General features: G+C 63.1%; 28 protein-coding genes. 8 read left to right on the top strand and 20 right to left on the bottom strand.

What is annotated here, in order from left to right:
* Positions 1–18: 18 nt before the first annotated feature.
* The 4 genes from NKJ91_RS23105 to NKJ91_RS23090 are packed head-to-tail and all read right to left on the bottom strand — an operon-like array spanning position 19 to position 2334.
* Positions 19–360, bottom strand: coding sequence for a hypothetical protein (locus NKJ91_RS23105; RefSeq protein ID WP_352457408.1), 342 nt, complete (start codon positions 358–360; stop codon positions 19–21).
* On the bottom strand, positions 357–719 hold the full coding sequence (locus NKJ91_RS23100) for a hypothetical protein (RefSeq protein ID WP_023676162.1): 363 nt from the start codon (positions 717–719) through the stop codon (positions 357–359). The genes NKJ91_RS23105 and NKJ91_RS23100 overlap by 4 nt, the downstream gene beginning before the upstream one ends.
* Positions 719–1939, bottom strand: coding sequence for an NRAMP family divalent metal transporter (locus tag NKJ91_RS23095; RefSeq protein WP_352457407.1), 1221 nt, complete (start codon positions 1937–1939; stop codon positions 719–721). Before NKJ91_RS23095 ends, NKJ91_RS23100 begins: the two co-directional genes overlap by 1 nt.
* Positions 1936–2334, bottom strand: coding sequence for a hypothetical protein (locus NKJ91_RS23090; protein ID WP_352457406.1), 399 nt, complete (start codon positions 2332–2334; stop codon positions 1936–1938). The genes NKJ91_RS23095 and NKJ91_RS23090 overlap by 4 nt, the downstream gene beginning before the upstream one ends.
* Before the next feature lie 219 nt (positions 2335–2553).
* Between NKJ91_RS23090 and NKJ91_RS23085 the strand changes: the two genes are divergently transcribed.
* The 3 genes from NKJ91_RS23085 to NKJ91_RS23075 are packed head-to-tail and all read left to right on the top strand — an operon-like array spanning position 2554 to position 3100.
* A complete protein-coding gene (locus NKJ91_RS23085; protein WP_023676165.1) occupies positions 2554–2769 on the top strand; it encodes a DUF2934 domain-containing protein in 216 nt (71 codons plus the stop codon).
* 5 nt (positions 2770–2774) lie between these two features.
* Positions 2775–2903, top strand: a complete 129-nt coding sequence (locus NKJ91_RS23080; protein ID WP_280952094.1) for a hypothetical protein — start codon at positions 2775–2777, stop codon at positions 2901–2903.
* A gap of 8 nt (positions 2904–2911) precedes the next feature.
* Complete coding sequence (locus tag NKJ91_RS23075) at positions 2912–3100, top strand: hypothetical protein (RefSeq protein WP_352457405.1); 189 nt, start codon at positions 2912–2914, stop codon at positions 3098–3100.
* On the opposite strand, the gene NKJ91_RS23070 is transcribed toward NKJ91_RS23075, so the two are convergent.
* The 6 genes from NKJ91_RS23070 to NKJ91_RS23045 all read right to left on the bottom strand — a co-directional run bounded on the left by NKJ91_RS23070 (position 3086) and on the right by NKJ91_RS23045 (position 8826).
* Positions 3086–3847, bottom strand: a complete 762-nt coding sequence (locus NKJ91_RS23070; RefSeq protein WP_084641055.1) for a GntR family transcriptional regulator — start codon at positions 3845–3847, stop codon at positions 3086–3088. The two genes, NKJ91_RS23075 and NKJ91_RS23070, sit on opposite strands and share 15 nt — an antisense overlap.
* Positions 3848–3917: 70 nt before the next feature.
* A complete protein-coding gene (locus tag NKJ91_RS23065) occupies positions 3918–4700 on the bottom strand; it encodes an SDR family NAD(P)-dependent oxidoreductase (protein WP_352457404.1) in 783 nt (260 codons plus the stop codon).
* A gap of 98 nt (positions 4701–4798) precedes the next feature.
* Positions 4799–5713, bottom strand: coding sequence for a PfkB family carbohydrate kinase (locus tag NKJ91_RS23060; RefSeq protein ID WP_023676170.1), 915 nt, complete (start codon positions 5711–5713; stop codon positions 4799–4801).
* Entirely contained in the window at positions 5710–6909 is a 1200-nt protein-coding gene (gene uxuA, locus NKJ91_RS23055) for a mannonate dehydratase (RefSeq protein ID WP_352457403.1), read from the bottom strand. Before uxuA ends, NKJ91_RS23060 begins: the two co-directional genes overlap by 4 nt.
* Positions 6910–7057: 148 nt before the next feature.
* Complete coding sequence (locus NKJ91_RS23050) at positions 7058–7717, bottom strand: ThuA domain-containing protein (protein ID WP_352457402.1); 660 nt, start codon at positions 7715–7717, stop codon at positions 7058–7060.
* An 11-nt stretch (positions 7718–7728) separates the two neighbouring features.
* Positions 7729–8826, bottom strand: coding sequence for a Gfo/Idh/MocA family protein (locus NKJ91_RS23045; RefSeq protein ID WP_352457401.1), 1098 nt, complete (start codon positions 8824–8826; stop codon positions 7729–7731).
* A 240-nt stretch (positions 8827–9066) separates the two neighbouring features.
* Between NKJ91_RS23045 and NKJ91_RS23040 the strand changes: the two genes are divergently transcribed.
* Entirely contained in the window at positions 9067–9975 is a 909-nt protein-coding gene (locus NKJ91_RS23040) for a dihydrodipicolinate synthase family protein (RefSeq protein ID WP_352457400.1), read from the top strand.
* Here the strand turns inward: NKJ91_RS23040 and NKJ91_RS23035 are convergent, their stop codons facing one another.
* The 6 genes from NKJ91_RS23035 to NKJ91_RS23010 all read right to left on the bottom strand — a co-directional run bounded on the left by NKJ91_RS23035 (position 9976) and on the right by NKJ91_RS23010 (position 12453).
* The gene (locus tag NKJ91_RS23035) at positions 9976–10356 is read right to left on the bottom strand and encodes a DUF1801 domain-containing protein (protein WP_352457399.1); all 381 of its coding nucleotides are present in this window, start codon (positions 10354–10356) and stop codon (positions 9976–9978) included.
* 109 nt (positions 10357–10465) lie between these two features.
* Complete coding sequence (locus NKJ91_RS23030; protein WP_352457398.1) at positions 10466–10936, bottom strand: DUF1801 domain-containing protein; 471 nt, start codon at positions 10934–10936, stop codon at positions 10466–10468.
* Between the two features lie 4 nt (positions 10937–10940).
* A complete protein-coding gene (locus tag NKJ91_RS23025; RefSeq protein ID WP_023716563.1) occupies positions 10941–11171 on the bottom strand; it encodes a hypothetical protein in 231 nt (76 codons plus the stop codon).
* Between the two features lie 87 nt (positions 11172–11258).
* A complete protein-coding gene (locus NKJ91_RS23020; protein WP_352451012.1) occupies positions 11259–11651 on the bottom strand; it encodes a VOC family protein in 393 nt (130 codons plus the stop codon).
* A gap of 71 nt (positions 11652–11722) precedes the next feature.
* The gene (locus NKJ91_RS23015) at positions 11723–12133 is read right to left on the bottom strand and encodes an SRPBCC family protein (RefSeq protein WP_023676179.1); all 411 of its coding nucleotides are present in this window, start codon (positions 12131–12133) and stop codon (positions 11723–11725) included.
* Positions 12130–12453 (bottom strand): ArsR/SmtB family transcription factor, encoded by a 324-nt coding sequence (locus tag NKJ91_RS23010; protein WP_023676180.1) that lies wholly within the window; start codon positions 12451–12453, stop codon positions 12130–12132. The genes NKJ91_RS23015 and NKJ91_RS23010 overlap by 4 nt, the downstream gene beginning before the upstream one ends.
* Positions 12454–12704: 251 nt before the next feature.
* On the opposite strand from NKJ91_RS23010, the gene NKJ91_RS23005 reads away from it, so the two are divergent.
* From NKJ91_RS23005 to NKJ91_RS22990, 4 genes are all read left to right on the top strand, one after another.
* Complete coding sequence (locus NKJ91_RS23005) at positions 12705–12947, top strand: type II toxin-antitoxin system Phd/YefM family antitoxin (protein ID WP_023676181.1); 243 nt, start codon at positions 12705–12707, stop codon at positions 12945–12947.
* A complete protein-coding gene (locus NKJ91_RS23000; RefSeq protein ID WP_352457397.1) occupies positions 12944–13372 on the top strand; it encodes a type II toxin-antitoxin system VapC family toxin in 429 nt (142 codons plus the stop codon). Before NKJ91_RS23005 ends, NKJ91_RS23000 begins: the two co-directional genes overlap by 4 nt.
* 107 nt (positions 13373–13479) lie before the next feature.
* Positions 13480–13710 (top strand): AbrB/MazE/SpoVT family DNA-binding domain-containing protein, encoded by a 231-nt coding sequence (locus tag NKJ91_RS22995; protein WP_023676182.1) that lies wholly within the window; start codon positions 13480–13482, stop codon positions 13708–13710.
* Positions 13700–14107 carry a PIN domain-containing protein gene (locus NKJ91_RS22990; protein ID WP_023676183.1) on the top strand — a complete coding sequence of 136 codons (408 nt, stop codon included), beginning with the start codon at positions 13700–13702 and terminating at the stop codon, positions 14105–14107. Before NKJ91_RS22995 ends, NKJ91_RS22990 begins: the two co-directional genes overlap by 11 nt.
* An 87-nt stretch (positions 14108–14194) precedes the next feature.
* Here NKJ91_RS22990 and NKJ91_RS22985 read toward each other — a convergent pair whose 3' ends face one another.
* The 4 genes from NKJ91_RS22985 to NKJ91_RS22970 form a co-directional block, all read right to left on the bottom strand.
* Positions 14195–15451 (bottom strand): RNA polymerase sigma factor, encoded by a 1257-nt coding sequence (locus NKJ91_RS22985; RefSeq protein WP_023676184.1) that lies wholly within the window; start codon positions 15449–15451, stop codon positions 14195–14197.
* A gap of 86 nt (positions 15452–15537) precedes the next feature.
* The gene (locus tag NKJ91_RS22980; protein WP_245274676.1) at positions 15538–15978 is read right to left on the bottom strand and encodes a YciI family protein; all 441 of its coding nucleotides are present in this window, start codon (positions 15976–15978) and stop codon (positions 15538–15540) included.
* Between the two features lie 165 nt (positions 15979–16143).
* Entirely contained in the window at positions 16144–16926 is a 783-nt protein-coding gene (locus NKJ91_RS22975; protein ID WP_352451005.1) for an ABC transporter ATP-binding protein, read from the bottom strand.
* A gap of 10 nt (positions 16927–16936) precedes the next feature.
* Positions 16937–17677, bottom strand: a complete 741-nt coding sequence (locus NKJ91_RS22970; RefSeq protein WP_352457396.1) for an ABC transporter permease — start codon at positions 17675–17677, stop codon at positions 16937–16939.
* Positions 17678–17817 lie beyond the last annotated feature (140 nt).

Below are 17817 nucleotides of genomic sequence, written 5' to 3'. Positions count from 1 at the left end.
ACGGCGGGAAAGTATCGTTCATTCCGGTTTATCGCCCTCGATACTCCCCTTCATACCGGAAAGTTCTTCCGTCGTGCATAACAACCGCGGCCGCGCCGGGTCGGAGATGTCGAGCTTGTCCCAGGGAATGCGGTACACGCTGTCGCGACTGCGCAATCGAAAGGCATCGAGGACCGCAATGCCGATGGCCGAAGCGGACAGACGCTCGAAGGCCGCGTAGATGCCGACATGGTACTCGGCAACTACCAGGTCGTCGCCATCCGGTTCGGCGCGTATCTCCTCGATACGGCCGATGCTTTTGCCGCGCTGCGAAAGCACATTCCTGCCAGCCAATTGCTCAAGATTGACGGTGGCCATCATCCAGCTCCCGGAATACGCCCAATGACATGATCGCGCAGCCAGTCCTGCCAGTCGAAAATCGCCGTTTCGCGGACGTCGATATCGAACTCGATGTCGACGCCGATGTCGCGCACCTTGTTCCAGGCGATGCGGTGCGGCTCGGCATGGCGCTTGCCGCCGAGCCTTGCCGCAACCCGCGCCATCCAGCGCCCGGGTCGCTCGCCAAGCCGACGCCCCAGCGTGATCGAGCCGAGCTCGACCGCAACGATTTTAGGCGGCTCGCCTGGCCTGAGCTCGGCCACCAGCCCGTCCACCTTGCCGATCTTGACCTGCTCGCGGTCGACCACTTGCTTGTCCAGGATGTCGCGCAGCAACTTCATCACGTGCCTCCGAATATCTGCAAAGGAATGGTCACGATCGCGAGCACGAAACCGAGCGCGATGATGAAGATGACCGCGGCATTCGCTATCATGCCATTGCGGTGCTCGCCGCCATAACGCTCGTCATTCAGCAGGAAGAGGAACGGCACCACGGTCAGCGGCAGGCTGGCGGCCGTCAGCGCCATGGAAAAGATGGTTAGCTTCAGCGGATCGAGACCCAGTGCGATCGGAATGGCGGCGAGAAACAGCGAGACCGTGTAGACGGTGCTGAAGCCGGGATCGTCGCGCGGTTTCAGGTCCTCGCCCCAGGTCCAGCCGAAACCCTGCGCCACTAAGTACGCTTGCTGCAGCCCGATTTCGAGCGCAGCGCCGAAGCAGGCTATGCCTAGTGAAGCAACGAACAGGACGAATCCCCAGAAACCGAAGATCTGGATCAGCATCAGCGGCAATTGATGGTAGTCGTCGACCTGCTCTATGCCGTGCGCCGCCAGCACGAGCGCCGCCACGATCAGCACGCCGATCGAGATTGTGCCGCCAAAACTCATTCCCAATCCGGCAATGGCCCGATTGGTCCCGAGATAGCTCTTGTCCCACTGGTCCTCGATGGCTCCCGACGAATAGAACATGAACAGGTAAGGCGATATCGACGCGCCAAGAATGCTGACCGCCATGAACCAGTATTTGGCGGCGTCGTGGTCCGGCAGAGTGGGCACGGCGCCGGCCGCGACCTGCCCCCAATCGGGTCCCAGCATGACGGCGCCAACCACGAAGCACAGCGTGACGAGGCCGAGGATCGAGATGCCTTTTTCGATGAAGCCGAACGTGCCTTTCCAGAGGAACAGCCATGCCAGAAAAGCGACCGGCAGCGCCCACCACTGAAAGCCGATGCCGGTGGCGAGCTCGAGCGCAATGGCAACACCGCCGATTTCGGCTGCCATGACCAGGAAGTTGACCAGCAAGGTCGCAAGCAACGGCCACAGAAAGGCGTTGAAGCCAAACCGTTCCCGGATCCCGTCGGCGATGGTGTGATGGCTAACTGCGGCGAAGCGTCCGGCCATTTCGACCAGGAAGATGATGCAGATCGTGCCCAGGACGACGGCCCATATCAGCTGAAACCTGAACGCCGCGCCGGCCTGAGCGGCGGTCGCCACTGATCCGACCTCAAGAAAGCCGCCAACGCTGGTGACGACGCCGAGCGATATTTCGAGCAGCTTCTTCATGATTTCGGCGCGAAATATTTCGCGTAGGACGTGCTCAGATCGGCGGCGGCGGCCCGCAGATCCTGCTGCGCGTGTTCCACTTCCGAGCGGTTGCCGTTCTGCACGGCCGTCGCCGCGCGCATTGCCGTTGCGGAAAGCCGTCCAACCGCCATCGTCAGACCGGCTTGCCCGCTGGGCTCAGGCGACTTGGCGGACTGGATTTGCACACCGGCATCGGCGAGCGCCTTGCCGACCGATTGCAAAGTGCGCGACGTGTATTCCGACGGGGCTCCCCCAGCGATCCAGCTCTCCAGGACCAGCGATGCAGTCTGTGTGGCGGAAGCCGCGGTTTTCGACTGCTGCTCGACCTGGTCGGAAGGCGAGCATGCCGTCAATACAAATATTATCAGCAGCAAGCACGGGCGGTCTGGTCGAAGACCGACGGCTGTAACGGCATTTACAATACGTGCTTGTAGCGTTGCTGCCACACGATTGTTCTCCCCGCACCAAGCGACTTCGGCGCGAAGTTTGATCTAGAGCGCTGGGTGATCAGGTCAACTGAACCGCGATGAACGGCGCTGGCACCGCGGAACAAACCAGCGATCGCCGGATTAGGGGATGAGGAGGCAAAGGCCATGGACAGGGAAGAGCGTATCCGGCAGCGAGCCCATGAGATCTGGGAGCGCGAAGGCCGTCCGCAAGGACGTGAGCGCGAGCACTGGGATCAGGCCGTGCAGGAGATCGAAGCTGAGGGTTCCGAGGCCGAACGCGGCCCGGTCGTGCCCGATCCAACGGTCGAGGCCGGCTCCGATCCGGAGGCACGCGGCAGCAAGCGGCGGCGAGGGACATGAGGCCGATGCCTCGTTTCGTCGCCTGGATCGTGGTCGTACTGGTCGTGCTGTTCGCCGCCTGGCTGATGATCGGGCGCGACAGAACCGGCGGCGGAGGTCAGCCCACGCCGCACGCAATTGATCAAAATGGATAGGAGCCGACATGACGGGAACCGATACTCATCCTGAACAAGACCCGGCGGAAGGATCGCGATCGATAGTGGAAAAGCAGCTCCGCAAGGAGCAAGGCGGCGAGGGTCAAGATCGCAAAGCCGAGCCAGCTTCCGACAAATCCGGCAGCAAGACCAAGACGCCTTCGGAAGCGCGCAAGAAAGGCTCAGGCTTGGATTGAGCCGGCCGAAAGCGGGCTCACACTGCCGTTTGCCTCGAAATAATGGGGATAGCGCTCCCGGACGATTTCGAGCACCTCGAAGATGCGGCGAAGATGCGTTCGCATCGCCTCTTCCGCGGCAAGGGCGTCGGCCTGCTCGAGCGCATCGACGATCCGCCGATGTTGGCCGAGAACCACCGACATGCTGTCGAGGCGCGGGAAAGACAGGAAGCGGAAGCGGTCCATGTGCAGCTTCGCCGCGCTGATATCGGCCCAGATTCCGGGGAAGCCGGCATGGCTGGCGATGTGCTGATGGAACAGCTCGTCCGACTTGAAGAAGCGCCTGTCGTCCGCGATGGAGGCGAACGTCTCCTGGACCGCCAGTTCGCCTTTGAGCACGGCAAGCAGGTCGGCACGGCGCGGGCTCTCGACCGCGCGCTTGATCAGGCCGACTTCGAGCGCTTCGCGCAGAAACTGCGATTTCTCGAGATCGGCAATCCGCAGCGGTGCCACCATGCTGCCGCGCTGCGGATAAATGTCGATCAAGCCAAGACCGGCCAGCCGGGCGAGCGCCTCCCTGACCGGCGTGCGGCTCACGCCGAGGGCTTCCGACATCGCCTTTTCAGAAATCAGCTCGTGCGGCTTCAGGCGGAAGGTCAGGATCTGGTCGAGCAAAACCTCGAACGTCCTAGCCGCAACTGAAGCGCCAGGGGCAGTTTCGCCGAGCCGCCCCTCGGTGATGGTCCGCATTCCCAAAAGCCCTGCCATCGGCGACCCCTTATAGGCTCTGCAGCTTCAAGCCGTTCATGAAATGCCTGCGCAAGCAGCAGCGCCGACGTTATTCCTTGCGCGGAGAACCGCCGATGCGCGCCAGCAGGCCGCCATCGACGCGTACGACCTCGCCGGTGACGAAGGAGGCATCGTCGGACAGCAGGAAGGCGACGACTGCGGCAATCTCTTGCGGCTGGGCGGTACGGCCGAGCGGATGCATATTGTCGAGGATGCGCAGGATCTCGTCGGGCTTATCGTTGAGCTTGACCGCATCCCGCAGCATCGGCGTGTCGACCGCACCCGGAGCGACGGCATTGACGCGCACGCCGAGCGGCGCATAGTCGACGGCCATCGATTTGACCAAGCCGATCAGGCCGTGCTTGGCCGTGCTGTAGGCCAGAACCCCTTCCTGGCTGGCCAGACCCTGCACCGAGCTCATATGGACGATGGCGCCGCGGCTTTGCCGCAGCAGCGGCATCGCCGCGCGGGAGAGCAGGTAGGCAGCCTTGAGGTTGACGTTCATCACCTCGTCCCAAAGCGCCTCGTCCGTGGTCTCCACCGTTCCGTAACGCTGGATGCCGGCATTGTGGGAGAGCATGTCGAGCCCGCCGAACGCGGACCGGGCAAGCTCGACGGCGCGGCCGCAGGCCTCAGTGTCGGCGGTCGAGCCGAGCACGGTGTGCACGGTCACGCCGCGCGCCGAAAGCTGCGCCGCGACCTCATCCAGCTGATCGCCCGCCCGGTCGAACAGGATCAGGTCGACGCCTTGCTCGGCCAGTCTTTCGGCGACAGCACGGCCGATGCCCATGGCCGCCCCCGTGACCAGTGCGCGTTTTTTGAACTCAGCCATTTATCCTCCCTCGAACAGTTGCGCAGGAACTGCCATGGTAGTCGACGGCCGCCACTTGACGTGCTCTTTCCACCGAGCCGGCCCAAGCGGGTTCGGCATCATGTCGATCCTTGCATGAAAGCCAGCGTTTCCGCGCGCGTCGGTGCGCCAAGACGTCCGCCAAAGCGCAGGCATTTCAGGGCGGCGGCGGCGCTGGCCACTGCTATCGCCCGCTCTTCGTCCCAACCTTCGGCCAGGCCGAGAGCGAAGGTGCCGTGGAACACGTCGCCTGCCGCCAGAGTGTCGACGGCTTCGACCCGCGGCGACGGCAGATGACGGACGTCATTGCTGCCCGAGTAGCGGAACACGGTGCCGTTCGCCCCATCGGTGACCGCCACGAAGGCGCCGGTCCGTTCGCCGAGAATGGCGACGGCAGAACCGGCGGATATCTCCGGACCGCAAAGGATGCGTGCCGCCGGCAGCGAAGCAACGACATGCGAGGCGAGCGGCAGCAGCCGGTCGAGCACCGGTCGCGACGCGACATCGGCGTCAAGGATCGCCGGGATGCCGCACTCGCGAGCCTTCGCCAGCGCCAGGGCCGCGGCTCCGGGCCAGCGGACATCAACCAGCACGGCGTCGAAGCGGGAAAAATCCGCGGGCGGAAGACGGTCAGGATCGGCTTGCGTGACTGCATCGTAGAAGGGCACAATCATACGCTCGCCGGCGGCATCGACCAGGATGGTGGCAATGGCCGAGCGGCCACCTTCAACCCTGCGCACCAGCGAACAGTCGACCCGCTCCGCCTCCATCTGGCCGATGACATCGCGGCCGACAGCATCGTCGCCGACGCTTGCCCATAGCCAGACCTGCCCGCCCTGGCGGCTGGCCGACGCGGCCGCGCTTGCTGCCATGCCGGCCGCGATCTGCACGGCCTCGCTTGGCAGGAACTTGCCGGCGCCGGAGGGCAGGACATCGAGGCGCAAGATCGTGTCGTAGGTGAGCGCGCCGACGCAGAGCAGGCGGGGCGCCGTCATTGCAGCCGGTAGCCGCGCTGATGGGCAATCGCCGTCATCACGCCTCTCAATTCGGCAAGGCCGCGAAGACGGCCGATCACGGGGTAGCCGGGATGGGTGTGCCGCGCGGCGTCATCGATCAGCTCGTGGCCATGATCCGGGCGAAAGGGCAGCAGCGCCGCCGGTTCCCCGGCGTCGCGGCGGCGTTGCTGCTCGTCGAGCAAGATCGAAACCACCGACACCATGTCCACATCGCCGCTCAGATGCTCGGATTCCATGAACGAGCCGTCCGGGTCCTTGCTGACGTTGCGCAGATGCACGAAGTTGATCTTGTGCGCAAAGCGGCTGGCGATGGCGGGCACGTCATTGGCCGGGTTGGCGCCCAGCGACCCCGTGCACAAGGTAAGGCCGCTATGGGCCGATGGCACTGCGTCCAGGATAAAGGCGATGTCGTCCGCGTTCTTGACGATCCGGCACAGGCCGACGAGATCGCGCGGCGGATCGTCCGGGTGGATCGCCAACGTGACGCCCGCCTCTTCGGCCGCCGGCAGCACGTTTTCGAGAAAACGGACGACGTTCTCGCGCAGCCGGTCGTGCGACAGGCCCGATTGCTCGGCCACCACTTCGCGCAATTCCGCTATGTTATAGCGCTTGAAGGCGCCCGGCAGGCCGGCCATGATGTTGGCAAGCAGACGCTCTTTTGACGCATCCGGCGTCGCCTCGAACCATTCGCTTGCCCGCTGGAGAACATCGGACGCATAGTCGCGCTCAGATCCCTTGCGCTGCAGCATGTAGCAATCGAACGCGGCAAGCTCGTGCATGTTCATGCGGAGCGCCCGTCCGCCGCCCGGCAGCGGCGCAGCCAGGTCGGTCCGGGTCCAGTCGAGGATCAGCATGAAGTTATAGCAGACCGTGCGCACACCGCAGGCGCCGAGATTGCGTAAGGTCTGCCCGAAATTGTCGTAGAGCCGGTCGAGATCGCCGCGGCCGAGCTTGATGTCCTCGTGCACGGGCACACTCTCGACGACGCTCCATTTGAGGCCCATCGCCGGATCCGCCTCGATAAGCGCCTGGCGCTGCCTGATAGCGTGGATCGGCCAGACTTCGCCGTAAGGGATGTCGTGCAGTGCCGTCACGATACCGGTCGCGCCGGCCTGCCTGGCATGGGCAAGCGTTGCTGCGTCGCTCGGCCCAAACCATCGCCACGTCTGCTCCATTCGACCTCCAGCGACGGAATTTTCGATGAGCCCCCGGTGTATTGGATGCTACCATGGCAGTCAATTGCCGCAGTCCAGTGCCTGTGTCCGCGTTCGGGCGGCCGCCCCATGAGAGATTACAACGATACGTGGCGTTCAGATTGAACGGCTATCCAAGGTCCGAGTTTCGGCTGGCCCAAATCGCGCCGCGTTCGAACATCGTGCGCATTTGCGGCACGGCGAACTCGTCGGCGGTGTGCCCGAGCGCGCTGTAGAAGACGCGGCCCTTGCCGTAGCGGCGCTTCCAGACAACCGGCATGACGACGCCGGCGATGAAATCGAGATGCTCGCCGGTGAAAGTAGTCGTCGCCAGCACCTCGTTGGTCGGATCGACATGCATGTAATACTGCTCTGAACGGTAGGCGAAGTCGTCGATGCCCTGCATGACCGGATCGCCTGGCCTGGTGATGTCGACGTGATAGTCGATGATGTTGCCGGGATGGGCGACCCACTGGCCGCCGGTCATGAACTGGTATTCCGGCTCGTTGCGGAAGCTGTCGCACATCGTGCCGTGAAAGCCCGCAAGGCCGGTGCCGGCCCCGACGGCGCTGGTCAGGTTTTGCAGCTCCGGCTTTTCGATCGTCGACATGGTGATCACCGGGACAATGAGATCGAGCATGCCCAGCTGCGGATCGGCAAGCGCCGAAGTCCCCTGCTCCAGCTGCACGTCGAAGCCGTTGCCGGCCAGCATCTCCTTGACGATTTCGGCGCTCCGGGCCGGGGTGTGACCTTCCCAGCCGCCCCAGAAAATCAGTGCCGTCTTGCTCATCGCATTATTCCCTATTCCAGAATTCCGAAAGGCAGGTCGGCCTGCATCGGCGCCGGCCGGGCGCAGCCATATCTCAGGTCGATACGCTGGCCTATCTCTGCTGAAGAGATGATCGATTCCATGATTTCCAGGACATGGAGGGAAAGATCGAGGCTGGCGCGGTGTTGCCTGCCCGAGACGACCGCCTGCGCCATGTCGGCAAGGCCGAGGCCCCGGTAATTGCCGTCGCCATACGAATGGATCTGATCGGCCACCGTCCAGTCGCCCTTGCGCTGGCTGGTCCTGATGTCGCCCTGAAACTGGTTGGGATCGGAGACGATCATCGAGCCCTTGGTTCCGTAAAGTTCGATGTGATTGTGTTCATGCTTCCAGACGTCGAAGCTGGTGGTGATCGAGACCGCGGCGCCATTCTCGAATGCGAGCAGGCCGGAAATATGGGTCGGCACCTCGACCCGGATGGTTTCGCCCTGGCGCGGTCCAGAACCGATGGTGCGGGTGGCGTAGGAAGACTTCGCCTGCCCGGTCACAGATTTTACCGGACCCAGGAGATTGACCAGGCAGGTCAGATAGTACGGTCCCATGTCGAGCATTGGCCCACCGCCGGGCTGATAGTAGAAATCCGGATTGGGATGCCAGAGCTCGTGGCCGGGCACCTGCATGAAGGCAGAGCCGGCGACAATGGTCCCAGCCGTATCCTCATCGACCAGCCGCCGCGCCGTCTGGTGGGAGCCGCCAAGAAAGGTGTCGGGTGCGCAGCCGACGCGCACGCCCTGTTCGCGCGCCGCCGCGACCAGCCGCTCGGCGTCGCTGAGCGTCGTTGCCAGCGGCTTCTCGGAATAGACGTGCTTGCCTTGCCCGACAGCCTGCAGGCCGACCGGCACATGATGCTGCGGCGTCGTCAGATTGAGCACGATCTCGACGCGCGGATCGGCCAACAGCGCGTCGACCGGCATGGCAGCCAGGCCGTAGGCCGCTGCCTTCGCCTCGGCTGCCGCCCGGTTGATGTCGGCGACGCCGACAATGTCGAGCACCGGGAATTGTGGCGATGCCTTCAGATAGGCATCCGAAATGTTGCCGCAGCCGATAATGCCGACACCGATCCTCCGCATGGGCTTCTCCTCAAAAGGCGGCATTGATGAAACAGCAGAACTCGTTTGTCACCCCCCTTTCGGCCAGACGACGTTATCCCGTGACAAGGATATACCTCGAGAGCCTCAGAACCGCCGCCCGATCACAATCGCGCGCCTATGCGCGAGCCGCTTGCTTTCGAGGTCGAACGGCCGGTACTCAGCAACATTGCTTCATGTAGCTTGCTCGACATTTTTGATGCCGGCTTTAGAAGGACGCAAATGATCCGCCCACAAGGAACCATCGCACCGATCCTGACGCCGTTCGAAAACGACGGCCGGATCGCCCGCGATCTCTGGATATCCCACGCCAAATGGGTGCTGGATCAGGGAGCGCATTTCCTGTCGCCGTTCGGTACCACGGGCGAGGCCTTGTCCGTCTCGTTGCGCGAGCGCATGCAAGCGCTGGAGTGGCTGGTCGAGGCCGGCATTTCGCCAAGCCATCTGATGCCCGGCACCGGTGTCACAGCACTTGCCGAGACCGTCGAGCTGACGGCGCATGCCGTCGGGCTCGGCTGTGCCGGGGTGATGGTGCTGCCGTCGTTCTTCTATACGGCCGCCGGCGACAACGGACAGGCCCGCTACTATGGCGAGCTGATCGAACGGGTGGCGAACCCGGCGATGAGGATGATCCTCTACCACATCCCGCAGAATTCCGGCGTACCGGTGAGCCCGCCGCTGACCGCCCGCTTGAGCCAAGCGTTTCCGGATGTCGTGGTGGCTTACAAGGACAGCGCCGGCGATTGGAACAACACCGCGGCGGTCATTGCGGCAGCCCCAAGGGTCGCGGTGTTCCCGAGCTCGGAAGCACAGCTGACGAAAGGCCTCGCCAACGGTGCTGCGGGATGCATCTCGGCGACGGTCAATCTAAATGCCGCAGCGATCCGGGCCCTCTACGACGCAGCACTGGCGGGAGAGGACATTACTGACGCGGATGCCGCCATCAAGGCGTTCCGCAAAATCATCCAGGACGCCGGCCTCATCTCCGCGATGAAGGCAGTGCTGGCGGTACGGGCCGGCGACAGACGCTGGCTGAACCTGCGCGCGCCGCATGAGAACGCGACGCAAGCCACCGGCGAAGCTTTGCTCGCCGCTCTCGGCCCGCTAGCCGACCATATCGGCCGGAGCTGACTATCGGGCCGTGTTCAGGGCGGCAGCAGCGCGTATCAGCGCCTTGAACGCATTCTCATCTATGTCTTCGCCCTCACGGATATCGATGGCGCGCCTGGTGTTGCCTTCGAGACTGGAGTTGAACAGGCCTGAAGGATCCGGCAGGGAGGCGCCCTTTGCGAAGGTCACCTTCACGACGTTGTTGTAGGTCTCGCCGGTGCAGATTATTCCGGCGTGCGACCACACCGGAACGCCTCGCCACTTCCACTCCTCGACCACTTCCGGGTCAGCCTGCTTGACGAGAGCGCGGACATGGGAAAGCGTCTTGCCTCGCCAATCGCCCAGCTCACTGATCCTCGCATCTATCAGCTGAGAGGGGGAGCTCTCTGCATTTCCTTCCATAGAGCCACTCTTCATCACCATTGTCGCTTTCCCTAGGGTTGTTGCCGCTCGCCCGTCACATGAATACCGCTAGTCGGCACCGGGTTTGCGGGAATGACTGGCATTCCACTCACATTCGCTCGCCAGGCAACTGGCTGGCTTGCTTTACCCAGTCGGTGAGTTGAGCTTCGTCGAGCTGGTCGTCCTCGCGGATGTCGAGGTAGCGCACGTCCTTGTGCTTGGACTCGCCTGGAGGGAAAGGATGCAGCGACGTGCCGCGGAAGAAAGCCAGCTTGATGTACTTTGTGAAGCAATGGAAGTTGAGGAACCAGCCTTGACCCTCTACGCCATAGAAGGGCGAGTTCCATTTGACGGCCTTGCGCAGGTTGGGAACGTTGCGCTCGATGAGTGCGTTGAGGCGGCGGCCGACGTCGCGTTTCCAGCCCGGCATGGCCGCGATGTAGGCCTGCACAGGAGCGTCACCATCACCCTTCGGGATCTGCGGGTTGCCGCCTGCGAGGAGGACCGGCTTGGCGGCTGCAGGCTTGGCGGCGGGCTTCTTCGCGACCGCCGCTGACTTGATGGACGTCTTGTTGGCCATGCGTTCACTCCAATGCGCCGGTGCCCCCTGCGTTGCGCCACTTGGGAGCGTAAGGCAGCACGAACATGTACAGTCCGGTAAGCAGGAGCAAGCCGAGTGGAAACAGCGGCAAGAGGTATACCCAGTAGGCGGGTTCCTTGCCTGCTCCCAGGCTGATGAAGATGGCGGCGACGACCGCCGCAAAGATGATCGACAGCCAGCGGTGGATCTGCCGAACCCATTTGTTCCAATCCATTGAGACCTCCTCTGAAGACGAACCGAAGCGGATCGGGCGGCCCGTTTGGCGACTCCCGCCGGGCAGCCACGCCACTGAACGCATGCTTTACCAGCGCGCCAGTTGGGTGATTTGAACGAGATTGCCGCAGTTGTCGTTCAGCTGGGCGATGGTCGAGCCGGTTACTTCGGTCGGCGGCATCGTGAACTCGGCGCCGCGCGCTTTTATGCGCTCGTAGTCGCCCTTGACGTTATCGGTGAAGAACATGACCGCGGGCTGGCCCTGCTGGAAAATGGCTTGCTGGTAGGCCTTGGCCGCCGGGTTGTCATTGAGCGCGAGTTGCAGCTCGGCACCGTCCGGCTCGTCGGGTGATGCGACGGTCAGCCAGCGAAACGGCCCATTGCTGAAATCGGCCTTCTTGGTAAAGCCGAGCGTTTCGGTGTAAAAGCCCAGTGCCTTTTCCTGGTCGTCCACGTATACTTTGGCCAACTTGATCTTCATTGGCTTGCCTCCATTATCGCCTCGTGATGTCGCTCTGTAACAGAGCCCTTGCTTGGATAGCCCAGCGGATCTCAGTCCGTCCGCGCCAGAACCTGCTCCAGATCGTCAAAGAACCTCGGCCAGCCGACTTTGGCACCCCGGAAGTAAGGCTGCTGATCCGGCCGGAAGCCCGACTGTTCCATGCGCAAGCGGGCTCCGGTGCTCGTGGGGGTGAGGGTCCAGGAGACGACACTCTTGAGATCCTTGGTATCCCACGTGTAAGTCAGTGTTCTGTTCGGCTCGACCGTCTGCACCTGACACTCGACAGAGCCCCAGTCTGCGTGAAGATTGAAGCGGTGGTTCGCGACAGGTTTGAAGTCATTTTTCATGAGCCACTCCTCGATCAAGTGTGGTTGCGTGAGCGCGCGCCAGATCTTCTCGGGCGGATAAGCGATTTCCCGTTCAACAATGACGGAGAGTGTTTCGGTCGACGTTCGGTTCACTGGTCCATCCGTTTGAGCAGGTCTTCGAGGTCGTCGAACCGGCTCTGCCAGAACCCGGTCATCTGGCTTGTCCAGTCAATCAGGGGGGCAAGCGCAGCAAGCTGCGCGCTATAATGGGTCTGTCGCCCTGCATGGCGGTCGCGCACGAGCCCGGCCTGCCTCAAAACGCCGAGATGTTTTGACACGGCCGGTTGCGAGATCCCGGCCTGAGCCGTCAGAGCCCCGACCGTCTGCTCTCCTTCGCGACACAGCCGCTCAAAAATAGCGCGCCGAGTCGGATCGGCAAGCGTTCTGAAGAGTACATCGTGAGCCTTTGGCATTGGGATCGATAACCCTTCGGCTATTGATCGATGTATAACCACCGGGATATGTGTGAGTCAAGCGGGAAGCGGCACAATTCTCGTTGCAGGAGCGATCACCTGCTTCGCTCACACAGCGGTCTGCTTCAAGAAGTGGAACGAGCGCCGCGACGGTCGCTGACCTGGGGGCAGCCTGGTGTGCCAAAGTACTCTGCGCTGGAATCGTCAAGTGTGATGCGCTATATGACTATCTACATGGTCAGGAGCGTGACATGGACGCGGTCAATCTGGCGGACGCCAAGGCACATCTGAGTGAGCTCGTCGACCGGGTTGAAGCTGGAGACTCGATCGACATAACCCGGCGTGGCAAGCCGGTCGCCAGGCTCACGGCCGTGGCCCGCCCTCGCAAACGGATCGACGCCGTCCTGCTCCAATCCCTGACCGCAACCATGCCTCTGCAGGCTCAGGCTGCCACCGATCTGGTGCGATCGATGCGAGATGGCGATCGCTATTGACGTCCTATCTCGATACTTCGCTGATCATCGCGGCGCTATCCAACGAAGCCATGACCGCGCGCGTTCAGGGCTGGCTGGCGGAGCAGGACCCTGCGCAACTTGTGATCAGCGACTGGACCATCACCGAGATGTCCTGCGCCATGGCGATCAAGCTTCGGACCGGACAAATCGACCTGGAGCAACGCGCGGCAGCGCTCGCGATGTTCAATAAGCTTGTCGCTGAGAGCTTCACCGTGCTGCCGGTGACGGGCGGGCATTTTCGGGTCGCCGCGAAATTCGCCGATCAGCATATGCTCGGGCTTCGTGCTGGCGACGCCCTGCACCTCGCGACGGCATCGGAGCATGGCGCCACGGTGTGGACCCTCGACCAGCGGCTCGCCGAGGCAGGACCGATTCTCGGCGTGCCGACGCAGTTGCTGGCATGATCGAGGCCCTCTCCTCCAAAATGAATAAACCGATTGGCTGCAATTCTTGACCTTGACGACTTGTGGATATACATTTCTTCCAGCGTATATCTAAGAGAGGAAGTGGCATGCAGGTCGCCAAATGGGGAAACAGTCTTGCGGTCCGCCTTCCCGCCGCTGTGGTCGAAGCGCTTGAACTCAGGGAAGGCGATGAGATCGAAATCCATGTCGCTGACGCCCGCCAGCTTGGCGTCGCGCGGAAGCCCGGGCGTGAGGAGTTGCTGAAGCGTCTCCGCGCCTTCCGCGGTCGGCTTCCCGCTGACTTCAAATTCGATCGGGACGAGGCAAATGCCCGTTAGTTTTTTCGATACCAATGTCCTTCTTCATATCGCGTCAGGCGACACGGCGAAGGCGGATCGGGCCGAGGCGGTCATCGCCGATGGCGGGGCGATCAGCGTGCAGGTTCTCAATGAACTCACCAATGTCGCGCGTCGGAAGATGCAAATGTCATGGGACGAAACGCATGCGCTGCTGACCACGCTGCGCGGCCTGTTGACGGTTCATCCGCTCACGCTCGAGACCCACGAAACAGGATTGAGGCTCGCCGAGCGGTACGGCCTTTCCACCTATGACGCGATGATCGCCTCCGCGGCGGTTCACGCTGGCTGCGATACACTTTGGTCGGAGGACATGCAGCACGCAATGGCGCTCGACGAAGGCTTGCGCATCGTTAATCCCTTTCGCGTTGCGAGCTGATCACGCTCATTGAAGGGGGCTGGCCGGGAGCGAACTGGCGGCTTTCGATGTTGCCGAGCGGCGCGTCGGGCACGGAGAGCGATGCTGTCAACCACAAGCGTCTGCGCGGGCGAGGAGAAAGGCCGCTTCGCGCACGTTGCGGGTGAGCTTGGCCGCAGCCTCGAATTCGGCGCGGGCCTCGGCCAGCCGGCCGGCCCGAAACAGAAAATCGCCCCTCGCCGCCGGCAATGGCGCATAATTGCGCAAGGCGGCGGCGTCGGCAATCTCGTCTACCAGCCGCAGGCCCGCTTCGGGCCCGAAGGCCATGCTGTGGGCGACCGCTCGATTGAGATCGACCACCGGCGAGGGCATCACTGCACGCAGCCGGTCGTAGAGCGCTGCGATACGGGGCCAGTCGGTATCGGCCGGACTGCGCGCCCGCGCGTGACAGGCTGCAAGCGCGGCCTGCAACACATAGGGGCCATCGCCCCCGAGGGCTTCGGCACGGGCCAGCGCGTCAAGGCCTCGGCGGATCAGCAGCTGGTCCCAGCGCGCGCGGTTTTGCTCGGTCAGGGTCAAGAGGGCGCCGTCCGGCCCGATGCGCGCCGGCAGGCGCGATGCCTGGATTTCCATCAGAGCCAGCAGGCCGAACACCTCGGCATCCTCGGCCATCAACCCCGCCAGCATGCGGCCGAGCCGTTGTGCCTCCAGGCACAGGCTCGGGCGGACAAGGTCGTCGCCTGCCGTGGCAGCATAGCCTTCATTGAAGATGAGATAGATGACCTCCAGCACCGAGGACAGACGCGCCGCACGCTCGGCGCCGCGCGGCACCTCGAAGCTGAGCCCGGCCTTTCCGATCGTCCTCTTTGCGCGGACGATGCGCTGGGCGATCGTCACCTCGCTCGACAGGAAAGCACGGGCGATCTCGTCCGTCGTCAGGCCGCCGATGACACGCAGCGTGAGGGCCGCGCGGGCGTCGGCCGAAAGTATGGGGTGGCAGGCTGTGAAGATGAGGCCCAGCAGCTCGTCGCCAAGATCGTCGTTCATGGCCATTTCGTTTCCCTCGGCCGTACCATCGCAGTCGCCGTCCAGCTCCCGCGCGATCTCCTCATGCTTGCGCTCGCGCATCTTGTCGCGACGGATCGCGTCGATGGCGCGGCGTTTGGCGACCGTCATCAGCCAAGCGCCGGGATTGGCCGGAACGCCGGTCCTGGACCATTCGGATAGGGCTATGACGAGGGCGTCCTGCACCAGTTCCTCTGCAAGATCGACATTGCGCACGAGGCGGGCCAGGCCCGCGATGAGCCGGGCACGTTCAATGCGAAAAATCGCCTCGATCGCCTGCTGCGTCTCGCCTGCCGTCATGCTGCCTTATCGGCCAAAGCCATAACGAAGGCAAAGCAGGTTGCGGCCGACAGGTTCAGTTGCCGCTGAGCTTCTCGCGCGTCCGGTCATGGATTTCCGTGACCTCCGGCGTCAGATTCCCATTGCCAATCAGCCATCTCGTACAGCGGCCGGATTTCAATCTCGCTCGGTCCGGGCATGGGATTGGGGCAGCGCTTCACCCAGGCGACAGCCTCGTCCATGTCCTTGACTTCCCAGAGCCAAAAGCCGGCGACCAGTTCGCGGGTCTCGGCGAAAGGCCCGTCGATGACCGTCCGGCGGGGACCATCGAACGCAACGCGCTTGCCCTGCGAGGAGGGCTTGAGGCCATCGGCGTCGAGCAAGATGCCGGCATTGCGCAGCTCGTCGTTGAACCTGCCCATCGCCTCCATCGCCTCCTTCGCCTCGGGCGTGGGGACAAAGCCCTTTTCGCTGTCCTCGGTAGCCTTCACGAGCACCATCACACGCATCGTCTGTCTCCTTGTTGAGCCGGACTCACCGGCCGGCATCGAAACGACGAACGGAGTTTAGGAAATCGACATTGTCCTGCAAATTTTTTTCGAGGTTGAGGAGAAAGCCGCCGATCGCGGCTCCCCTGGTCAGGAATCGCGATGGCGCGATATCGAGATTGGGCGCAACGGTGGTCGCCGATTGTAAGTAATTGAGTGGCCCGCCTAAACCATTTCGGGACGTTTTGAAGCCTCGCGGATCGCCTTGTGTACGCTGCGCTGCAAATCCATGAAGGCCGGGGTTTCCATGACCTCTTCCCGGCGCGGGCGCTCGATATCGACATTGAAGGTCTGCATGATGCGTCCCGGGCCGATCCCCATCACGACGATGCGGTCCGACAGGTAGACGGCTTCTTCCACATCATGGGTGACGAAGAGCACGGTGAGCCTGTGCTCCTCCCAGATCTGCGTCAGGAGTTCCTGCATCTGATGCCTGGTCAAGGCATCGAGCGCGCCAAAGGGCTCGTCCATCAGAAGCATTTTGGGTCGATAGGAAAGAGCACGCGCTATGGCCACCCGTTGCTTCATGCCGCCCGAAAGCTCAGACGGATAACGATTGGCGCTGTGAGGGAGCTTGACCAGATCGAGATGCTCGCGTGCTATCCTGCGGCAGGTCGCGCGATCATGACCCGCGGCCTTGAGGGCGAACTCGATGTTCTGCTGCGCCGTCAGCCAGGGAAGCAGGGTGTAGGACTGGAAGACGACGCCGCGGTCGAGGCCCGGCTGCAGGATCGGCGCGCCATCGATGGCAAGATCTCCCGCGTCGAAATCCTGCAGTCCGGCAACGATCGACAGCAGCGTGCTCTTGCCGCAACCCGACGTGCCCACCAGCGAGACGAACTCGTTGTCGGCAAGATCGAGATTGATATCGCGCAGCACTTCCGTGCGCCGCGCGCCCGTGCCGAAGCTCTTGTGGAGACCCTCGATCCGCAGTTTGGGCAAACTCATCGGCCCGGCCTCATTGCACGTGGCCCTCCTGCCGGAACAGCACTTTTCCCAGTGCCTTCATGACCTGGTCGGTGATGAGGCCAAGCACGCCCAGCAGCAGGATGTAGCCGATGATGGTGTTTGTCTGGAAATAACGCTGGGACACGGTGATGCGGTAGCCGAGCCCTGATGTCGCCGCGACAAGTTCCGCCAACACCAGCCAGGTCCATGCCCAGCCGAGACTGATGCGCAACGTGTCCCAGATGCCTGGCAAGGCGCTGGGAACCACGATGCGGGTCAGGATCCTGCGATCCGGCAGGCCGAGTGTCCTGCCAAGGCCAATGAAATCAGCGGGAACCCGCTTCACATTGTCCATGATCATCAGCACCTGCTGAAAGAAGGTGCCGATGAAGATGATCAGGAACTTCTGGGCATCGCCCGTCCCCGACCACAGGATGGAGAGGGGCACGAAAGCGACCACCGGCATGTAGCGGATGAAATCCACAAGCGGCTCGATCGCCGCTTCCCAAGTCCTGAAGCTGCCGATCAGCACGCCAATCGGAATCGCCAATGCCGAGGCGATGAGGAAGCCAACAGAAATACGGTATATCGAGGTCCTGAGGTCCAGCCACAGCGTGCCGTCACCCGAGAGCTTGCCGAGCTGGGTCACCACGCTCCCCGGCGAGGGCAGGAAAATCGGCTTTACCAGCCCCAGCCCTGTTGCCGCCCACCAAGCAAGACCGAGGCCGGCAAAAACCGCCACTGCTATCATCAGGAAGCGCGAGCGTGCGATGGGCGCGGGGGGCCCCGCAGGGGGGCGGCCGGGGCGGCGCGGTTTTTTGAGACGGCCCCCCCCGGCGGGGGGGGGGGGGGGGGGGGGGGGCCGCCGGGGGGGGCCTGTGTGCGACCCCC

Source organism: Mesorhizobium sp. M0040 (genome assembly GCF_040323505.1).
Classification (GTDB): Bacteria; Pseudomonadota; Alphaproteobacteria; order Rhizobiales; family Rhizobiaceae; genus Mesorhizobium.
Note: the sequence above shows the minus strand (reverse complement) of the source record. Positions and strands in the feature narration are given on the sequence as shown.